15 protein-coding genes are annotated in these 19,061 nt (G+C 47.5%); 7 read left to right on the plus strand and 8 right to left on the minus strand.

The annotated features are described in order from the left end of the window. Positions 1–38 precede the first annotated feature (38 nt). Together GK108_RS18815 and GK108_RS18820 are read left to right on the plus strand one after the other, a co-directional pair. On the plus strand, positions 39–233 hold the full coding sequence (locus tag GK108_RS18815) for a hypothetical protein (protein ID WP_163951931.1): 195 nt from the start codon (positions 39–41) through the stop codon (positions 231–233). 154 nt (positions 234–387) lie between these two features. Continuing rightward, a complete protein-coding gene (locus GK108_RS18820; RefSeq protein ID WP_163951933.1) occupies positions 388–1,197 on the plus strand; it encodes a hypothetical protein in 810 nt (269 codons plus the stop codon). Here GK108_RS18820 and GK108_RS18825 read toward each other — a convergent pair. From GK108_RS18825 to GK108_RS18835, 3 genes are all read right to left on the minus strand, one after another. Then, the gene (locus GK108_RS18825) at positions 1,191–2,855 is read right to left on the minus strand and encodes an amino acid permease (protein ID WP_163951935.1); all 1,665 of its coding nucleotides are present in this window, start codon (positions 2,853–2,855) and stop codon (positions 1,191–1,193) included. The two genes, GK108_RS18820 and GK108_RS18825, sit on opposite strands and share 7 nt — an antisense overlap. 274 nt (positions 2,856–3,129) lie before the next feature. Beyond that, positions 3,130–4,260, minus strand: coding sequence for an FAD-dependent oxidoreductase (locus GK108_RS18830; RefSeq protein WP_163952287.1), 1,131 nt, complete (start codon positions 4,258–4,260; stop codon positions 3,130–3,132). A gap of 13 nt (positions 4,261–4,273) precedes the next feature. After that, positions 4,274–5,137: a helix-turn-helix domain-containing protein gene (locus tag GK108_RS18835; protein WP_246224992.1), complete on the minus strand. Its 864-nt coding sequence runs from the start codon at positions 5,135–5,137 to the stop codon at positions 4,274–4,276. Positions 5,138–5,406: 269 nt separating this feature from the next. On the opposite strand from GK108_RS18835, the gene gldA reads away from it, so the two are divergent. Continuing rightward, positions 5,407–6,324, plus strand: a complete 918-nt coding sequence (gene gldA / locus GK108_RS18840; RefSeq protein ID WP_163951937.1) for a gliding motility-associated ABC transporter ATP-binding subunit GldA — start codon at positions 5,407–5,409, stop codon at positions 6,322–6,324. 66 nt (positions 6,325–6,390) lie between these two features. Here the strand turns inward: gldA and GK108_RS18845 are convergent, their stop codons facing one another. After that, positions 6,391–6,924: a DUF4136 domain-containing protein gene (locus GK108_RS18845; RefSeq protein WP_163951939.1), complete on the minus strand. Its 534-nt coding sequence runs from the start codon at positions 6,922–6,924 to the stop codon at positions 6,391–6,393. A gap of 121 nt (positions 6,925–7,045) precedes the next feature. After that, positions 7,046–8,086, minus strand: a complete 1,041-nt coding sequence (gene aroB / locus GK108_RS18850; RefSeq protein ID WP_163951941.1) for a 3-dehydroquinate synthase — start codon at positions 8,084–8,086, stop codon at positions 7,046–7,048. 119 nt (positions 8,087–8,205) lie between these two features. Between aroB and GK108_RS18855 the strand changes: the two genes are divergently transcribed. Beyond that, positions 8,206–9,456, plus strand: coding sequence for an MFS transporter (locus GK108_RS18855; RefSeq protein ID WP_163951943.1), 1,251 nt, complete (start codon positions 8,206–8,208; stop codon positions 9,454–9,456). Between the two features lie 61 nt (positions 9,457–9,517). On the opposite strand, the gene GK108_RS18860 is transcribed toward GK108_RS18855, so the two are convergent. Continuing rightward, positions 9,518–10,660 (minus strand): pyridoxal phosphate-dependent aminotransferase, encoded by a 1,143-nt coding sequence (locus tag GK108_RS18860; RefSeq protein WP_163951945.1) that lies wholly within the window; start codon positions 10,658–10,660, stop codon positions 9,518–9,520. Positions 10,661–11,126: 466 nt separating this feature from the next. Between GK108_RS18860 and GK108_RS18865 the strand changes: the two genes are divergently transcribed. From GK108_RS18865 to GK108_RS18875, 3 genes are all read left to right on the plus strand, one after another. Continuing rightward, the gene (locus GK108_RS18865; protein WP_163951947.1) at positions 11,127–14,171 is read left to right on the plus strand and encodes a SusC/RagA family TonB-linked outer membrane protein; all 3,045 of its coding nucleotides are present in this window, start codon (positions 11,127–11,129) and stop codon (positions 14,169–14,171) included. A 44-nt stretch (positions 14,172–14,215) separates the two neighbouring features. Further along, entirely contained in the window at positions 14,216–15,517 is a 1,302-nt protein-coding gene (locus tag GK108_RS18870) for a RagB/SusD family nutrient uptake outer membrane protein (RefSeq protein ID WP_246224994.1), read from the plus strand. A 285-nt stretch (positions 15,518–15,802) separates the two neighbouring features. Next, positions 15,803–16,789, plus strand: coding sequence for an NAD-dependent epimerase/dehydratase family protein (locus GK108_RS18875; RefSeq protein WP_163951951.1), 987 nt, complete (start codon positions 15,803–15,805; stop codon positions 16,787–16,789). A gap of 58 nt (positions 16,790–16,847) precedes the next feature. Here the strand turns inward: GK108_RS18875 and GK108_RS18880 are convergent, their stop codons facing one another. Both GK108_RS18880 and GK108_RS18885 read right to left on the minus strand, forming a co-directional pair. Next, positions 16,848–17,558 (minus strand): GNAT family N-acetyltransferase, encoded by a 711-nt coding sequence (locus GK108_RS18880; protein ID WP_163951952.1) that lies wholly within the window; start codon positions 17,556–17,558, stop codon positions 16,848–16,850. Between the two features lie 379 nt (positions 17,559–17,937). Continuing rightward, complete coding sequence (locus GK108_RS18885; protein ID WP_163951954.1) at positions 17,938–19,041, minus strand: ABC transporter ATP-binding protein; 1,104 nt, start codon at positions 19,039–19,041, stop codon at positions 17,938–17,940. Between the last annotated feature and the right edge of the window lie 20 nt (positions 19,042–19,061).

Raw genomic sequence — 19,061 nt, forward strand, 5'->3', positions numbered from 1 at the left:
AATCCCTTTCAACATAAGCACTCTTAAACAACAACGTTATGGCAGAAGATAAAACCCTGGAAAAAGTCGAAAAGGAATACGAAAGCCAACGGATCACGGGTAATCAGGATAATGGCACCCAGCATGGTAGTAAAGGAACCGGACGGAGTTCCGTTTCCCATAAAAGCTCTTCCAAAGGTAGTAGCAGCGCAGGCGGCTCAACTGGCGGCAGCAAATCGGGACGTAGTAAATAAGCAATAAAGCATATGGCTCGACCTGGGCGGATTGGATTCAATCCGCCCAGGTCGTTTTTATACTAGTAAACTAGCCACGACAGGTTATTTTCGTGATAGATTCCAACCTTTACGTCTCAGAGAGAATCAGTTAGAAAACTAAGCTCCTTAACCGATGCGTTCACTTTACCTTATCCTCTGTCTAGTGTCATTATCGATCAGTTGCCGGGATACTGATACGGTTCGGGCCATCAATTCGCCGGTTCGATCTCTGGCTGATTTACCGGCCATTTACCAACCTGTTCAGCAAGGTAGTGAACTAGCCGGGCGTTTAAAAAGCCAGAAACAGGCTGGAGAACTAAATTCCGAATGGCGTTACAACCAGTCGGGCAACCTGGTGGAAAGTCGCTGGTATCGATCAGGCGACGTAGTAACCGCAGATCAATATCGCTATGACGTTGATGGTCGCTTACGGTTTATTCAGCACTTCGATAATGAATGCATGTTATCCAGCTACTCGGAATGTAAAGGCGCGGTAAAATGGACAAGCTATAGCGAAGTAGATACCGACAATACTGGCCGAATTCAGGAGATCCGGACGTATCTGAAACAGTCAGAGCAATGGCAGCTTCGGAGCATAGCTGTTTATGCCTATAACAGCCAAAATCAACCAGTGAAGGTACTACGGTATACCAATGATCGTAAACTGGCCTCGAGTCAGGAATTTACCTACGACAGTAATGGCAACATTACGTCTATGCGGGAGATTAATCAGTCCGCTACGTCCGATCTTGCTGACCGCACGTTTCATTATGAGTACGATAAAGGCCTAAACCCTTATATCGGAACTGTACATTACGTATCACCTTTTTTCTCCAGTAAACATATGCAGCATACGCCCGGTGCTACGTATCAATACGCGCCCAATGGCTATCCGACACGAATTGATCAGAACAATGTAACAACCGAGCTAATTTACTATTGATCCGCCAGTTTACTTCTCCGAAAGCCATACGAGAAATAGATAGCCAATCCTATGATCAGCCAGATGCCGAATATTTGCCAGTTGCTGGCTCCCAGCTCGGTCATTAGATACAGGTTAGTCAGAATACCAATGACGGGTAATAATGAAAAATTATGGCGGAAACCCTGAACCGCCAGCACGATCCATACACCCCAGAAAACAAAGAGTAGTGGTTTGCTTTCCATCGTAGCCAAGAAATCGGTACTGGTTATGCCATAGCCCAAAGCCACCAGCAAGGCTAAACCGATGATATACTTACCATTAACATAAGGCACCTTAAACTTCGACTGCGCCGACAGCCCTTTCGCATCCAGAAACAGAATACCCGCGCAGACAAGAATAAACGCGAAGAAGGTACCCACACTCGTCAGATCGACAAAAAACTTAAGATCCATAAACATGGACGGCACCGCCACAATAATACCGGTAATTATGGTAGCAAAGGATGGCGTTTTAAACGTGGGGTGAATGGTCGAAAAGCGTTTCCAAAGCAGTCCATCGCGGCTCATGGTCATCCAGATCCGTGGCTGACCGAGTTGATACACCAGCAACGCACTGGTGATGGCTACTACCGCGCTCACCGAGATAACTCCTGCCACAAAGTTGAGATTCACTTTCTGGAAAACGTAAGCCAGCGGATCACTTACGTTCAACTCACTATAAGGCACCATTCCCGTTAAGACTAACGTAATCATGACGTAGAGCGTAGTACAGATAGCCAGGCAGTACAGCATGGCTCGAGGCAGATCTCGCTGTGGATTTTTACATTCTTCCGCCGTAGTTGAAATAGAGTCGAAGCCGATAAATGCAAAGAAAACCGAGGCCACTCCACTCAATACGCCAGCCACACCGTTTGGTGCAAACGGCGACCAGTTCGCTGGTTTCACATAAAAAGCCCCTACCGCAATTACCAAACCGATTACCGCCAGTTTCAGTATAACCAGAATATTACTGGCTGTCCGTGATTCTTTGATGCCGATATAGACCAGTGCTGTAATAAGTACCGTAACGGCACCCGCAGGCAGATTAGCAATTAGTTTCAGGCTGCCGAGCATGGGTGCATTAGCATACGCGTCGGCCAGAATACGGGTGTTTTCAGGAAGGGTGCTAAGGGCGGCTCCACTTTGCTGGGTTTGCTGAACCAGCTCAAAAGCGCTGGCAGCCGAGCCATAGTCGGTAGCAAAATACTTGGGGAACGTAATACCAAACCCACTGAGCATAGACGTAAAATACTCAGACCATGAAATAGCCACGACCATGTTACTGACTGCATATTCAAGAATCAGAGCCCAGCCGATTACCCAGGCAAAAATTTCCCCAAATGCTACGTAAGCGTATGTATAAGCACTACCGCTGACGGGTACGGTGCTAGCAAACTGAGCGTAACTGAGGGCCGTAAAAACACACGCAATAGCCGTAAAAACAAACAGCAGCGACACGGCCGGTCCACCATTGTAACTAGCCAGGCCAATGGTGCTGAAAATACCGGCACCAATAATAGCCGCGATACCAAACGATGTCAGGTCACGAACACCTAATGTTTTGACTAGCTTACTTGATTCGCCTTCGGCGGCATCACTCAGAATTTGTGTTACGGTCTTTTTGCGAAAAATGGACATGTATAGGTCTGAAAAACGGTGTCTATTCACGTTAAACGCTAAAAATAGGCATTCTTTCCCGTTCCGCAAAAGCCTATAGACCATTCAGCGAATAGCAAACCCCAACCCAGATTACTAAAAGAAAGCCATCAATGAATGGCTCGTTGATGGCTTTTTCACGGTATTGGACGTAGTCATGTAGACCTCGGCTCTACATGACTACGTCCATGTTTAAAATCCTGACTATGATACGTCCATAGACGACAACGTATCACGAAGAAAAGCGTAGTATTTACTAATGAATAAATTGCTGGAACGAAAAGTCGGGCTGGTGCATCGCCATTTCGTTCTCGCTTGATTCACGCTGGGCGTCAGTTGCATAAACAATCATTTTTTGTTCATAATCGCTGATTGCTGCTTCTATGCTTTCAAACGTACCATTGGTTAGATTTTCAGACAAGATCAATGCATCCATCAGGCCGGTATTCACTCCCTGACCAGCAAAAGGCGGCATCAAATGAGCAGCATCGCCGATCAGCGTTATTGGCAACGGACGATCCGTTTTCCAGGGTTTATCTAACGGCAATTTTCTCGTCGACAAGCCAACAAAAAAAGAAGTAGCCTGAATTACCTGCAGATACCGTTCGTCCCAATCAGAAAGCCTATCGGAGAGAAATGTATGAATACTGTCTCTGTCCTGAAAATCCAAGGCGTTTCCGTTCGCCCAGTTCTCTGGCTTTTTAAACATGACGCCATAGCTTAATACACCGTTGTTATAGGGGTTGGCGACTAATAAATTACCCTTATGAGCAGTCATTAGTCGGTTACCATAGCATAGTTGATAAAACTCCGGACAGTTTATTGCTGGCTCAGGTACATCTCCCTGTATGATAAATGTACCGGTATCATACACGTCAGCCTCCGTTACGTAGCTCCTGACTCTGGACATCCCGCCATTGGCAACGATAACAAAATCGGCGGTTGCGTCTGGTTTATCGTCGAATTGCAACAACCATTTCCCATCCCGTTCTTTGAGCTCCGTCACTTTTCTATCCCAGACAACGGTGCCGTCTTTCAAACTGTCGAGCAATAGTTGTCTTAAATCGTTTCTATTGATTTCGGGGTTATCAAACTGGTTTTCGGGAGTAGTTTCTTTCTTCGACAATACGTTGCCATGCTCATCAGCAATAGTAACGCCCATAGGTAACGCCGTAGCGTAATAGCGCTCCAGCAAGCCTGCTTTTTTCATGGCTTCCTGCCCCGAATGTTTATGCAGGTCTAACGTACCACCCCAAATTCGGGCCTGTGGACCGTTGTCTCGTTCATACACCGTTACGTCGGCTCCTTGCTGCTGTAGCAATCGGGCCATTGTTAGCCCAACCGGCCCTGCACCAAGAATAGTTATTTTTTTATCGTTCAATAGCATGGTTTTGCGTTGTTTACTGATCAATTGCAACGCAAAATTCCGAAACACCACTACGTTGATCTTGTACAAACGCGACAAAATCGTTGCTGACCGCCTGTTTCCTCTCCCGAGCTTTTCGGGCAAAAGCCGCCGGTGTGGTGCCGCTGTAGCGTTTGAATTCTCTACTCAGGTGGGCCTGATCGGTATAACCCAGCTCATGAGCCAGCCCCGCCAGACTGGCGTTGGGGTAAAGCCATAAATGATTTCGAACCTGCTCGAAGCGTATCAGCCCCGAAACGTCTTTAACCGAATAGCCAGCCGATCGCTTGAACTTTCGCTCCAGGGTACGAACGGTTGTGTGAGCCTCAGCCGCTACCCGACTTACCGACATGGTTCCGGCTGATTTGCGCATGGCAGCACCGGCTTTGAACAGCATACTATCGGTGGCGACACCAGCCCGAGCCTGCAAAAAATACTGCGTAAGTTCAGCAATTGCTTCATCGATCCTACCGGCCTGAATCCATCCAGCCAACCTGGCCTGAAGCTGAGCAACGGGATGCTCAACGGTACGTATTGCGCCTTTATCAGATGGTAAGCCAAGCAAATCGAATACAGTCCAGGGGAAGCATCGTACGGCAACAAGTTCCAGGCAGTTTTCCGCGTAGAACTGTATAGGTTGATTGAGTAAGCCCACCATAAACGGTGATGGCAACGGTTGCAAATTAGTATTACCACCAATACTACAGCCACTTCCGATATGAAAAATAATTTCAGCGTAGCCATCAGGGGTTACCTCAAAACTCGACGGTTGTTCTCCGAAGTCTATGCGGTTGTACCAAAAGCATTTTATGGTGTCCTGCAGCTCTTCAGGCGGCTCAAATTCCAGATGTTGCATCATGAAAGATAAGTGGTTGCGTGCTCTAAGTCAAAAACGAATCTGTTACCCGTGGAGTTGGGCTTTACTCAATGCTTCAGAATCTAATGCTTCAGGAAATTGCCGGTTTTATTACGTAATCTATGGTACACGCTCTCATTTTTTGTGTGTTATCGCCACATTCTGTTTAGGCCTTTACACGTTAGATACAAGAAGTTGTATATTGGATAGTTTACTTTTGCCCAGACCTATGTCATGCTGCTTAAGCAGTCACCTATTCATTTCATTTTGTCATGTCTATACAGGTTAAAAACCTTACTAAAGAATATAACCAGCAGCGAGCCGTTAATCAGATTTCTCTGACGGTTCAACCGGGCGAAATTGTTGGATTTCTTGGCCCTAACGGCGCGGGAAAATCCACAACCATGAAAATTGCTACTGGCTATCTACCACCTACCGACGGAACGGTCGAAGTAAATGGCTTCGATGTTCGAACCAATCCGATGGATGTCCGCAAGAGTGTTGGTTATTTACCAGAGCATAATCCGCTGTACCTGGATTTGTATGTCAAAGAATACCTCCGTTTTTCGGGTTCGTTACATGGACTACGTAGTGACGAGTTAGGCAAACGGATCTCTGAAACCATTGAGTTAGTTGGTTTGGGGCGCGAGCAGCACAAACGAATCAGCCAACTGTCAAAAGGATACCGTCAGCGCGTGGGTTTAGCGCAGGCGTTACTGCATAATCCGCCCGTCTTGATTCTGGATGAACCAACAACAGGACTGGATCCGAACCAATTAGCCGAGATCAGACAGGTTATCCGCGATGCGGGACGTAACAAAACGGTGCTCTTTTCAACCCACATTATGCAGGAAGTTGAGGCCGTCTGCGACCGGGTCGTTATTATCAATCGCGGTCAGATTGTGGCCGACAGTCCGCTTAGTCAACTCAGAAGTAGTTCAGCCAGCAACGCCATTGTAGTGGTTGCCGAGTTTGAGAATGACTTACCTCAACCAGCGATTTTATCAGCCATCCAGGGCGTAGACTCAATTGAGCCGCTCGGTAAAGGTCAGTACCGAATAAAAGCGGGGCCGACTGTCGATCTGCGGGCGGCTATTTTCCGGCTGGCTGCCGACCAGAACCTCACGCTGGTTGGGCTTCGGCAACAGGAAAACTCGCTGGAAGGAATTTTTAAAGAATTAACGAAATAGCTATAACTAGAAAGGCCGCGATACGTATCGCGGCCTTTCTAGTTATGGAGCACACCCAGTACGATGCTACTTTGTTGTAGCCATCAATGGATACTGATCAAAAATAGACCGCACAATTCCTTTGAAGTAATTATTCTTGAAGTTCTGATTACGCATCATTTTGGATGCATATCCCTTCCAGATAACCTGATAGGATTCCGCATCGATCAGCGAGATCATCAGCGTGCCTTCGTCCAGATTATAGTCGATACGTTTATACGTAGCGTCATCATCTTCGCGCACTACCCAGTCTTTAATGACGGGCTGCTGATAACCCCGGAAACGGAGATCAGAGCGGAAGATATTGTACGAAATAAGCAGATTAGGATTCCGGTTGCTTACCCGATAGCCACGAGCTTCCATTTGATGGCGAATGGCATCCTGAATATCGGAACAGAGGAGGGTTGAATCAACGAATTCGCACTCGAGGAAGTTAAACGATTCGTAATTTTTAAAATGACCTTCGTAGCTATAATCATGCTCCACAAATAGTCTGCTGGGCGAACACCCCGCCATAGCGACAATGGCCATTACAAACAAAACACCAATGCACTTTTTCATACTCCAGCTTGTAAAGGTTTTCTTAATAGTATACTAGGATATATTGTTACAGAAATCAATCTTATGCACGAACTCAAATATATACGTAAATGTTTGGCAAACAATGGGCTACCGCCAAATTTTAATCCTTTTTTACCCCACGGTAGAACTCCAGCCCACGGCGCATTTCGGTACCCGTAACTGATATATCGAACGCACAGCTCCCTGCTCCATCCAGGAGTGCCATACGAACCTGATTACCCCGATTTTTTTTATCCTGAAGCGTCAGTGAAAGTATGGGATCCATATCCTCATCCATTAGTCGCACATTACCATATACGGCAAACATGTACTCTTCGATTTGCGTAAGCAACGTCTCATCGATCATTTTTTTATGAAAGGCGATATAAGCTTCAGCAACCATGCCTACCGCAATAGCTTCACCGTGCAAAAGGCGTTTGCGGGGCTGGGTCAAAAAATACGTTTCAACGGCATGGCCCAGCGTATGGCCAAAATTCAGAATCTTGCGTAATCCTTTCTCAGTAGGGTCCTGCGTCACCACTTTTTCTTTAACGGCAACCGAATGTGCTACTAACGTTGGCCAATCCTGCTCGTTAAGATCACGACGACGAATTTCATCCCACATGCTGGCATCAGCGATCAGGCAATGTTTTATTATTTCGGCAAAGCCCGAACGAAGCTCTCTTTCCGGTAACGTCTGCAAAAAAGACGGATCAATCAGCACAGCATTGGGCAATTGAAACACGCCAATGTGGTTTTTGTATCCTCGAAAATCAATGCCAAGCTTTCCGCCAACGCTAGCGTCTACCTGCGCCAGTAACGTAGTGGGTATTTGCGCGAACGCAATACCGCGCTTGTACGTAGCGGCACAAAAGCCACCCATATCGCCAACAACACCACCGCCCAGATTAAGCACCAGCCCATGACGATCGAAGTTAGCCCGAGTCAGCGCATCCCAGATCATCTCGCAGGTGGCAATATGTTTTTGTTCTTCACCGGCTTTAATACGTATCAGCGTATGTTTCGGAAGCAACGGCTTCAGTTCTGGGTAGCAGAAACGAAAGGTATGATTATCGGCAATGACGGCAACAGCCGAGAAATCATAAGACTGGAGGAAAGCTGGCAGGCTTTCAGTGATGGACGCAATAGTTACTGTTGACATACTGTAAAAGTACGGCAGACGAAGCTCGATATGTAAGTAATCCAATAAGTATTTTTAATAGCTAGTCAATATTTTAGCTTTGCACTTCTTACTCTATCTTAACCTCTACCTTCCCTATAATGAAGTTCCGATATCGTGTTCTCACAGGTTTATTCCTGCTCTCCACCATCACTTATCTGGACCGCGTTTGTATGAATGTGGTCAGCAAATACGTCAAATCGGACTTACATCTTGACAATCAGCAATTTGGCTGGATATTAGGCGCATTTTCGCTATCCTATGCCCTGTTTGAGATGCCAACCGGCTCATTAGGTGATAAAGTCGGACCACGTCGGATTTTAGCGCGCGTCGTACTCTGGTGGTCTGGCTTCACAGCGCTCACCGGAACTGCCTTCAATTTTATCTATCTGCTCATCGTACGCTTTCTATTTGGTGCTGGCGAAGCAGGTGCGTACCCCAATGCGTCTATTGTGATTGCCCGCTGGTTTCCGGCCGTCGAAGTAGGGCGTGCCCAATCGGTCATCTGGGCAGCCGGGCGTTTAGGTGGCGCCTTAACGCCCCTGCTGGTTATTCCGCTGGTTCACTGGGCTGGCTGGCGCTGGGCATTCGGTATTCTCGGTCTGGTAGGCGTTCTGTGGGCCGTTGGCTGGTACGTCTGGTTTCGCGATGAACCAGCCGCTAAAGAGGGGATAAGTGACGAAGAGGTCCGAGAGATCGAACGAGGGCGTAAAATCAAATTTGCCGATCACCAGATTCCCTGGAAGGACATTGTCCGTAACCCTGCCTTGTGGTCGTTGATGCTGATGTGCCACCTGTTCTTCTACGGTTCCTATTTCTTCACCAACTGGTCGTCCGTTTACTTTCAGGAAGGACGGGGTATGACGGAAGATGAAACCAAAAACTTTATTTCGCTCTCCTATTTTCTGGGGGCCATTGGTTGTTTAGTAGGCGGCTTACTGAGCGACGTATTATCGAAAAAGTTCGGGCTGAAATTCGGACGCCGGGCGGTGGGCATGGGCGGACTAGGTTTATCCAGCTTATTCTTCCTATTGGCCGGATTAGCCACCGACAATCAAACGGCAGGCTATCTGCTGGCGATGTGTGTCTTATTAAAAGATCTGGCTTTACCCGTAGCGTTCGCAGTTTGTGTAGACATTGGCCAACGTAACGCCGGAATTGTTGCCGGATCGATGAATTTTGCGGGACAGTTGGGTGGCTTTTTCATTACAATTCTCTTCGGCATTATCGTTGAGCAAACGAAGAATTTCAATTACCCGCTGTTTTTGATTGCTGGGTGCCTACTCGTCAGCGCTTTACTCTGGTTACGTATTGATCCCACCAAAGCCGTTACGATTCAAACTAAAGCCTAAAGTAAACAAGGCCGTTACGTTCAACCTAAACGTAACGGCCTTGTTTACTTGCACAATTAACTTAGGAAATAACTTTCAGACCGTCGGCAAATGCCTTCATCTGGTCCATCGTTCCCAGACTTACGCGGCACCAGTACTGGCCATCAAACTTCCACTGACGAATACTGACGCCCTGCTCCATCATACGGCCAACAAAATCTTCGCCTTTCATCCGAATAGGGAACATCACGAAATTAGCGCCCGACGGCAAGGGTTCGTAGCTATGCTGTTTTAATACGCCCAGCAAATAGTCTTTCGACTCTTTTGTTTTACCGAGCGAGAACTTAATAAAATCTTTGTCCTGCAGGCTCACCATTGCCGCTCTCAACGTAGTCATGCTGATACAACCGCCACCCGTAGCAAACTTGCTGATCTGCTCCAGCAATTCAGGCTTAGCAATCATGTAGCCCGTCCGAAGCCCCGCAAAACCGTGAACTTTTGAGAAGGTTTTGGTAATGATTACGTTACTTCCTTTTTTCACCATATCCACCATGGAATAGGCTTTAGGGTCTGGCGTATAATCGATATAGGCTTCGTCAACCAGGATCGGCGTTTTAGCCCCTACGGATTCGCAGAAGGCCCGCAACTTAGACGGATCAACGATAATGGCCGTCGGATTGTTCGGGTTACAGAGATATACCATACCGGTCTGGCTCCCTACCCGCTCATTGAGCTTATTCAGGTTAATGTCGTAGCCATCGGCCGCCACCAGCGGTACCCGATCCATGGTAAGACCGTGCTTTACGGCCGTGCGCGGTAAGGCATCAAACGTCGGGTCTGGTGCAACAATCGTCCGTCCGGCATTTGGTCGGTAAGCAGCCCAAAGAGCAGCCGCTGTCAGCAACTCACCCGAACCTGCACCCAACAGGATGTAGTCTTCGGGAACGCCCTCGGTTTCAGCGACCAGCTTCCGAAACTGCCGGGCATACTCCATCGCGTACAGGTAACCATCAGGCGCAGCTTCTGTGATCGTTTTCAATGCTTTAGGCGAAGGCCCATAGGGGTTTTCGTTGGCCGACAGCCGGGCTTTGATGGCACCAACTTTGGGAACTTTGTAGCCAGCAGGTACTTCGGGTTCGGGTTCACAAAAAGCTGCCGGAGCAGCCGCCAGACTTAAGCCAGATAACATGCTGGCACGCAGCCAGTCGCGACGATTGATTGACATAGGAAAGCGTTGGTATTTAGAGAAATGAGTTATAACTAACTAATCCATAAAAGACTGCTTTACCCCATAATCAGATAAGCAATCGCTAAAACCGTTTTGTTGTACCAACTTTTACACAACAAATATAACTAATAGCAATCATAGACATATATTATTTCAATAATAAAGTATTTTGCAAGATAAAATTCTCAGGAAAATACATTTTACCACAATACACTATAAATAATCATAGCACACCAGCCGTTCTTTTTAAACCTATACCAATATTTGCAGGAGTCAGAAAACGCTTTATCATAAAACGCTAGACCAACTTGACACATGACAACTTATTAGTACATTGCTCTTTGTTCACCTCCCAAGAAAGTTTTCTTTCAGGTTGTTTCTTTCTTTGACCATTGGCAGCTTTAAGGGAAAGTGGAACATATACCCAGTCTCCCCTACTCTATGTAACTGATTTTTATCGTTCATGAAATCATCTTTATTCTATGTAAGAAATAGTTTATCCAGACTACTTCTTCTTTTCTTTGTCCTGTGCAGCTGGCAAGTTCTGGCGCAAAAAAACACGTATACGTTTCAGGGAAAAATTACGACCAAAGACGCTGCCGCTATGCCTGGTGCGTCGATAGGTATAGTTGGTACGTCGTCTGGAGGTATTACCGACGCTACAGGCGAATATCGCTTCACGGCAGCACTCACGCCCGGAAACTACACACTTCAGTTTAGTTCGGTGGGCTACCAGACCCAGACCCAACGTATCACCATAGGCGGCACGACCACCATCACAACCAATGCCAGCCTGGGCGATGATGCACTCGGCCTCGATGAGGTAGTTGTCACGGGAACTTCGGGAGCAACCAGTCGAAAGCAATTAGGTAATACGATTGCTACGGTCCAGTCGAAAGATTTTCAGCTATCGGCTGCTACGTCTATCGATCAGGCGCTGGCGGGTAAAATCTCCGGGGCTCAGATCAACCAGAACTCTGGAAATCCTGCGGGTGGCATCAGTATACGCCTACGGGGACCCAGCACCATCGTCGGATCGTCGGACCCACTCTACATTGTGGATGGCGTTCTTATCAACAACGACTCCCGCGAGTTGATCGATTTAGGCGGATATGCGCAGAACCGTCTGGTCGATATTAACCCGAACGACATTGACCGAATTGAAATCATCAAAGGTGCCGCTGCCGCTGCTATTTATGGATCAAGAGCCAATAACGGGGTGGTTCAGATTTTCACGAAGCGTGGCCGGGAAGGCAAACCGTCAATCAATTTTTCGACCCAGTTTCGGTTGAGCGACATTCGTAAAACACTGCCTTACAATGAATATCCGTTCACGTTCAACAACACTACAGTTACCGATCCGGCTCAAACGCCCGTAACGCGTTACGATCTCCAGAAAGATATTTTCCGAACAGCAGCTGGACATGAGCAATACCTGTCGGTTTCGGGCGGTACGCCTACCACGCAATATTTCTTTTCAGGATCGCTTTTTGCCAATCAGGGTATTGTCAAAGCATCGGATTTCACACGGGCATCGAGCCGGATGCGCATTCAGCAAACGCTAACCAAATGGGCCACATTAAGCATCGGCTCTAATTATGTTTATAGCAATAGCCACGAAATCCCGAACGGCGGTATCAATGAAGCCTATGGTGCGCTGACAGGTTTTATTTTTAGCAATAACTTCATTAACCCGCAACCCGATCCAACAACGGGTGTTTTCCCGTCTACAGCTCCGGTATCGGTAGTTCGTCGGACTAACCCGCTGGAAGCCATCGCCCGTTTCGATTTCCGTCAGCGAACTAGCCGCTACATTGGTGATGTACAGCTTAACCTGACTCCGGTACGTGGTTTGGGCGTCGATTTTACCTTTGGTCTTGATACGTACTCGCAGCTGGCAACGGGTTATATTCCGCCCAACAACACAACGCCTTCTTACAACGCAGGCTACTCACGCAAAAGCGAAGCCTCTGTAATACAGATCAACAACGATCTGAACATCCGTTATCAGGCCAACCCAACCGAATGGCTGAAATCGACAACGGGTGTAGGCGCAACCATACAATATGACCGCAGCTTTACAACGGGTATTACAGCCCAGCAATTAGGTGTTTTTGGACAAACCATTAACAACGGTGCTAATATCGTAGCGGCTGAATCGCGTACCGAACGTAGCTTCATCGGCGTTTTTGCTCAGCAAACCTTTGGTTTATTCAACCGATTCTTCGTAACAGGAGCCGGTCGGGTCGATGCGGCTTCGGTGTATGGTATCGACAATCGCTGGCAGTTCTATCCAAAAGTGAGCGGCTCCTACGTAGTGTCAGAAGAATCGTTCTGGAAAGGTTCTGCCCTCAATACAATTCTGCCGGAGTTCAAACTTCGGGCAGCCTGGGGTCAGGCCGGTAACCTGACCGCTATTGGTCCTTACGATCGGTTTACCAACTACTCTCCCGTAACGGTTGGTGGTCTGGTTGGTTACCTTGCCCCTGCTCAGCTAGGTAATTTCAGCGTTAAACCCGAACGTCAGACCGAACTGGAAATCGGTACGGATTTCAGTCTAGCCAATAACCGGATCGGCGTCGAGTTTACGTATTACAACAAGCAGGTTAAAGACCTGATCCTGAACCGAACGCTTTCGCCCAGCACTGGCTACAACAACCGGTTTGTGAACATCGGCACGATGACAAACAAGGGCTTTGAATTATTGGTACGGGCCATTCTGGTCGAAACGAAAAATGTACGGTGGAACGTAACAGCCACCTACACACACAATAAGAACGTAACGGACGGTGTAGAAGGGAATGGCGTCTTGCCATTTGCGGGCGGTTTTGGCCAGGTAGCCGCCGTTAATGGCTACGCCCTTGGCGCGTTTTACGCTACGTTCTTTGCCCGTAATCCAGACGGAAGCCTTTTACTGACGCCAGGCGGCTTGCCACAACGGGAACGTGGCATTCAGGGAGCCAACGGTACGTATACCGTTCAGCGCGGTGCCGATGGCCAGCCTAGCGGTACCATTTTGAGCAAAGTGATCGGTAATCCAAACCCGACCGCTATTTATTCCCTCATCAACGAAGTATCGGTGGGTCAGCGCTGGTCATTCCGGATGCAGTGGGATGCGATGCAGCATTTCGACGTATTCAATTTTACGAAACGAGTTGGCGACCGCGACTTATACGGTGGTCTGAAAGGATATGAAGCCGAGCTTCGGGGCGAAGTGCCTAAAGGAACGAGTGCTGCCTTATTCAGTATATTCGAAAACTGGATCGAAGATGGATCGTTCGTAAAACTACGGGAGCTTTCAGCCGCTTATACCGTCGCACCGAAATTCTGGGGTCTCAAAAATGTTCGGTTTAGCATTGCTGGCCGGAACCTGCTTTCCATCGATAATTACAGTGGCTACGACCCCGAAACAAACGCAGCTGGCCAGTCTAATGCCGTGCGGGGCTTCGACTTCGTGGAAGTTCCTATTCCAAGAACATTGACGGTTGGTATCAACGCAAATTTTTAAGGACTAGAAACGACCATAGGGTTCGACCTTCAAACGCTATTATCATGAAATCGATACGAATTTTTTTATTCATAGCCGCCCTCTCGATGGCAGGTTGTAAACTAGACCTTACCAACCCCAACGGCCCCACCGATGCTCAGGTTCTCAATACCCGCGATGGTATGATAACGCTCAGCATTGGTATGCGGCAATTTTATTCAACTTCCGGTCTGGAATCACTCATCTTAACGCCAGGTACTACGGCTCGTGAAACAAAAGGCATTACAACCTTCACCAATATTCTGGAAATAGACGCAGGCGGCACATCGTTGCCTACCTTCAATGGGAACGTACTGAATCTATGGCTGCGCCTGTTACGGGTGATGGGCATGGCAGAAGACATCATGGCTAACGCGCCAACGGTACTGGCCGGAGATGCCGCTATGCGTAGTGGTGTACTGGCTCATGCCAATCTCTTCAAAGCTATGGCGCTAGGTGGGCTGGCTACTGCCTTCGAGCAAATACCTCTGCAAACCAATAAAGGGGGTCAGGCCACTTTCTCTGACCGCAAAGCCGCTCTGACCGAAGCAATCCGGTTATTAGATGAAGCCGCTACGTTAGTAACGACTACCCCGCCTTCGGCCGCTTTTAACAGTCAGGTTGCCGGTACGGACTTCGACCTGATCAATACGATACAGGCTTATCGGGCTCGTTACAATCTGGTAGCGGGGAACTATACTGCCGCCATTACGGCAGCCAATGCCGTTAATCTGAGCGCTCGTTCCCAGTTCGTTTATAATACCCAGAGTCCTAACCCGGTTTATCAGCAGGTTCAGATTTCGGCTAACTACGCGCCTAGGGCTAATTTTGGTTTACCAACTTCGCTGGTTGAAACGGCCGACGGACGACTGGCTTTTTATCTGACTACCCCCGATAAAACGGTTAATGGGGAGCAGCTAAAAACTCTAAAAGGCTTCTTTGATGCTATAGACCGCCCAATACCTGTTTATCTACCCGACGAGGTTCGTCTGGCCAGAGCCGAAGCGCTGGTACGTAGCAACGGCGATCTAAACGCAGCCGTAGCCGATATCAATGCGGTGCGCACGCAAAAAACGGGCGATCCTTTTGGCGTCTATGCCGGATTGAATGCTTATAGCGGAGCCGTCACGGCTGAGGCATTATTAGTGGAGATTTACAAACAACGGGGAGCCGAATTGTTCCTGACAGGTCAACGCCTGGAAGATAGCCGTCGATTTAATCGGCCTGCTCCTCCAGCAAACCTTACCGAACGCAACCGAAATTTCTATCCGTATCCAGATCAGGAGCGTTTAACGAACCCCAATACACCGGCAGATCCGGCGATTTAATCTGGGGTAAAACTATAAGTTACACAAATAGGCTTCGGGTACACTAGAAGCCTATTTTGTATAATATACCTCCATATATATTTCTTTGAATTGAGCTAACGGTCAATCTTACTTACCTTTTCTACCGTAAATACCCTTACTGGTTGCTTTTCTGCTTATTCCTGAATCTGATAAGCAGTTCTAACCAAAACAGTGTGAAAATGCGCTTACTGACCGTTACTCTATATGGGTAACCCCGTCAGACCTATTGTTTACCTTCCAGCCATTATAATAGGTCTATACGTTATGAAAACGGTGCTTTTAACAGGCGCGAATGGTTTTTTAGGTGGACACCTTTGTCGGGAATTACTCGCACGAGGGTACGGAGTTCGGGCTTTTGTTCGTCCGCAGGGTGATAATCGAGTATTGAACGGATTGCCTGTAGATGTCTGGCCGGGCGATCTTCGGGAAATTGATAATGTGCGGGCAGCTACGTATGGCTGCGATTACGTTATTCACGCCGGAGCGTTGGCTCAGGTAAATCCAGCTCGTTCACGTACCGTTGTTGACACCAACATTGGCGGAACGGCCGCTGTTCTGGCGGCCGCTATCCAGGCAGATGTAGAGCGACTAGTTTTTGTAGGTACGGCTAACGTCTTTGGTTTTGGGACAAAAGATAAGCCCGGCGACGAAACCTCTCCCTACATGGGCGAACCATATGGATTAGATTATATGGACAGCAAAAAGGCAGCCACAAACCTGGTTCTTCAGGCCGTGCGGGCAGATAAAGTCCCTGCTGTACTGGTTCATCCAACCTTCATGATTGGGCCATTAGACTATAAAATCACCTCTAATGCTTTACTCCTGGCCCTACATCGCCGTCAGGTAGCGGGTATTCCGGCTGGGGGAAAAAATTACATTCATGTTGCCGATGCGGCCGTAGCCACCGTAAACGCTTTAACAATGGGAACAATCGGCGAATCGTATATACTCGGTAACGAAAACTTAAGCTACGACGAGTTTTTCTCACTAGTTGCCGAGATTGCTAAGGTCAAAAAACCTGCGTACACTATACCTCCGCTTATTACGTCCATTATAGGGCGACTGAGCGAATGGCAAGGTCGAACACTAGGCGTTCGTAGTCAGCTCAATGTGGCAATGGCGATGGTTGCTAATGACAGTCATTATTTTAACGTATCGAAAGCCGTCAATACACTTAAGCTGCCCCAAACGCCTATTCGGATCGCCATCCAACAGGCTTTCGACTGGTTCCGGCAGCAGGGTTATGTTTAACACAAAAAAGGCTCTCAGTAATTTGAGAGCCTTTTTTGTGTAGACTATTGCTATCGAACTAGTGAACTGTTTCCAGTTCTCGCTCGACTCGGTTACGTGAACGATCAGCAGGTTTCAGACGTAGCAAAATGCGTTTTTTTATACGCATCCAACGCTCATACAGTGATGATTCTTTCAGGAAGTTCCACTTCTCTGCTTTCTTCTCCTGTTTGTGCTCTTCAGGATCGTATAACATTCCAGTACACAAACAATGCTTACGATTTGTGCGGGTCAGTACATCGAAGTTCGTGCAGCTCGAACAGCCTTTCCAGAAAGCGTCATCGCCCGGCAACTCACTTAACGTAACGGGCTGATAACCCAGATCAGAGTTTATTTTCATGACGGCCAGACTGGTCGTGATGCCAATAATCTTAGCTTCTGGAAACATCGTCCGCGACAGCTCAAATGCTTTTGCCTTGATACGTGTAGCAATACCACTTTTGCGATGGTCAGGATGAACAATCAGGCCAGAGTTCGCTACAAATTTACCGTGTTCCCACGTTTCAATATAGCAAAAACCAACCCATTCGCCTGATAGCGTCATGGCTATAATAGCCTTGCCCTCAAGCATTTTCTCCATAACGTAAATGGGTGAGCGTTTGGCAATACCGGTTCCCCGGGCTTTTGCGCTCTCCTCCATTTCTCGGCAAATGGTTTCGGCCAGCCGTAAATGGTTCTCATTGGCGACCTGAACAATGTATTTATCGTTTACTATTTCGGGCGTAATCATCGTCGTTGAAAAGGCGGTTAGTTAACCGCAAACGGAGACGGCGTAATCCGTGCTGTTTGTTAAGATGAAAAAATAAGAAAAAGTCGGAAAAGGTTTACCGCATAGGCAAACAAAGCGATATGGTCCTTTCGGACCTAAACCGAAATGGCGTAGTATGGAAGAAGGTCGGTATGTAAACGAGCTTTGCCATCGGTTGTTTTGCTGAAAAAGCGGACAATGTTAGATAGATTATCCGGCTCTTGCAATAGGATAACGTTATTTTTTTCAGATAGTTCGGAACCGGCAAAAAAAATACAGCACCAAATTGTACTTACCTACTTTAAAAACTGTATTTTATTGAAATTCATTGCACTATACCAAGATAACTTACCAGCGCTTTTTATCGAATGGCCAGCTCGGTTTTCGCATCAAAAAAATGAGCTTTTCCCAGATTCCAGCCGACATATACCGACTGACCAAATTCCAGTAAAGTGTCTCCTGACAGCTTAGCTACAAATCGCTGTTCCTCAATCGTAAAATAAGCGAGTACTTCGCTACCCATATGTTCAACGACCTGAATCGTTGTTACGTATAGAGTCTGATTAGTTTCTATTAACGACACGCTGATATCTTCAGCCCGAAGCCCCATAATTACTTCTTCACCTTCATACGTTTTCAAGGACTGCTCGTGGCCTGTATCGGTCAGGGGTAGAGTAAGCGTCTTTTGTTTACTCAAAAAGCAGAGCGTACTATCTTTACGCACAATCTGTCCCGCCAGAAAATTCATCGGTGGTGTCCCGATAAAACCCGCTACAAATAGATTGGCGGGTTGATTATAAAGCTTCAATGGGGTATCGAACTGCATGACGTCGCCACTACGTAAGACAACAATCCGGTCGCCGAGCGTCATCGCTTCTATCTGATCGTGGGTTACGTAGATCATAGTCGTCAGTAACTCCCGATGCAATTTTTGCAGCTCGATACGAGTCTGGCCTCGAAGTTTGGCGTCAAGGTTACTGAGTGGCTCGTCAAACAGAAAAACTTTGGGGTTACGCACTATGGCCCGGCCAATGGCCACCCGCTGTCGCTGCCCGCCCGACATATCTTTGGGTTTCCGATCGATCAGGTTTTCGATGTCAAGAATTTTGGCCGCCTGCATCACTCGTTTCCGAATCTCATCTTTCGGCATATTCCGAAGTTTTAGCCCGAACGCCATGTTATCGTAAACCGTCATGTGTGGATACAGGGCGTAATTCTGAAAAACCATAGCAATATCTCGATCCTTGGGCGGTAGGTCGTTGATACGTTGACCATCCAGCAGCAGGTCGCCGTCGGTAATTTCTTCGAGTCCCGCAATCATTCGCAGCAACGTTGATTTACCACAGCCCGATGGTCCTACCAACACCACAAATTCGCGGTCTTTAATGTCTATATTGACGTCTTTAATTACGTTCGTCCCCTTGTCATAAGCCTTGGCAATATGACGTAGTATAACTTCAGCCATAGTTTTTATTGATGGAAATC

It is taken from the genome of Spirosoma terrae (genome assembly GCF_010435915.1).
GTDB classification, from domain to species: domain Bacteria; phylum Bacteroidota; class Bacteroidia; order Cytophagales; family Spirosomataceae; genus Spirosoma; species Spirosoma terrae.

Bases quoted from the DNA above. Each gene is read 5' to 3' on its own strand.
- GK108_RS18880 (WP_163951952.1), bottom strand. From the start codon at position 17,558: ATGATTACGCCCGAAATAGTAAACGATAAATACATTGTTCAGGTCGCC.
- GK108_RS18870 (WP_246224994.1), top strand. From the start codon at position 14,216: ATGAAATCGATACGAATTTTTTTATTCATAGCCGCCCTCTCGATGGCA.
- GK108_RS18835 (WP_246224992.1), bottom strand. From the start codon at position 5,137: ATGATGCAACATCTGGAATTTGAGCCGCCTGAAGAGCTGCAGGACACC.
- GK108_RS18845 (WP_163951939.1), bottom strand. From the start codon at position 6,924: ATGAAAAAGTGCATTGGTGTTTTGTTTGTAATGGCCATTGTCGCTATG.
- aroB (WP_163951941.1), bottom strand. From the start codon at position 8,086: ATGTCAACAGTAACTATTGCGTCCATCACTGAAAGCCTGCCAGCTTTC.
- gldA (WP_163951937.1), top strand. From the start codon at position 5,407: ATGTCTATACAGGTTAAAAACCTTACTAAAGAATATAACCAGCAGCGA.
- GK108_RS18865 (WP_163951947.1), top strand. From the start codon at position 11,127: ATGAAATCATCTTTATTCTATGTAAGAAATAGTTTATCCAGACTACTT.
- GK108_RS18825 (WP_163951935.1), bottom strand. From the start codon at position 2,855: ATGTCCATTTTTCGCAAAAAGACCGTAACACAAATTCTGAGTGATGCC.
- GK108_RS18820 (WP_163951933.1), top strand. From the start codon at position 388: ATGCGTTCACTTTACCTTATCCTCTGTCTAGTGTCATTATCGATCAGT.
- GK108_RS18885 (WP_163951954.1), bottom strand. From the start codon at position 19,041: ATGGCTGAAGTTATACTACGTCATATTGCCAAGGCTTATGACAAGGGG.
- GK108_RS18815 (WP_163951931.1), top strand. From the start codon at position 39: ATGGCAGAAGATAAAACCCTGGAAAAAGTCGAAAAGGAATACGAAAGC.
- GK108_RS18855 (WP_163951943.1), top strand. From the start codon at position 8,206: ATGAAGTTCCGATATCGTGTTCTCACAGGTTTATTCCTGCTCTCCACC.
- GK108_RS18875 (WP_163951951.1), top strand. From the start codon at position 15,803: ATGAAAACGGTGCTTTTAACAGGCGCGAATGGTTTTTTAGGTGGACAC.
- GK108_RS18860 (WP_163951945.1), bottom strand. From the start codon at position 10,660: ATGTCAATCAATCGTCGCGACTGGCTGCGTGCCAGCATGTTATCTGGC.
- GK108_RS18830 (WP_163952287.1), bottom strand. From the start codon at position 4,260: ATGCTATTGAACGATAAAAAAATAACTATTCTTGGTGCAGGGCCGGTT.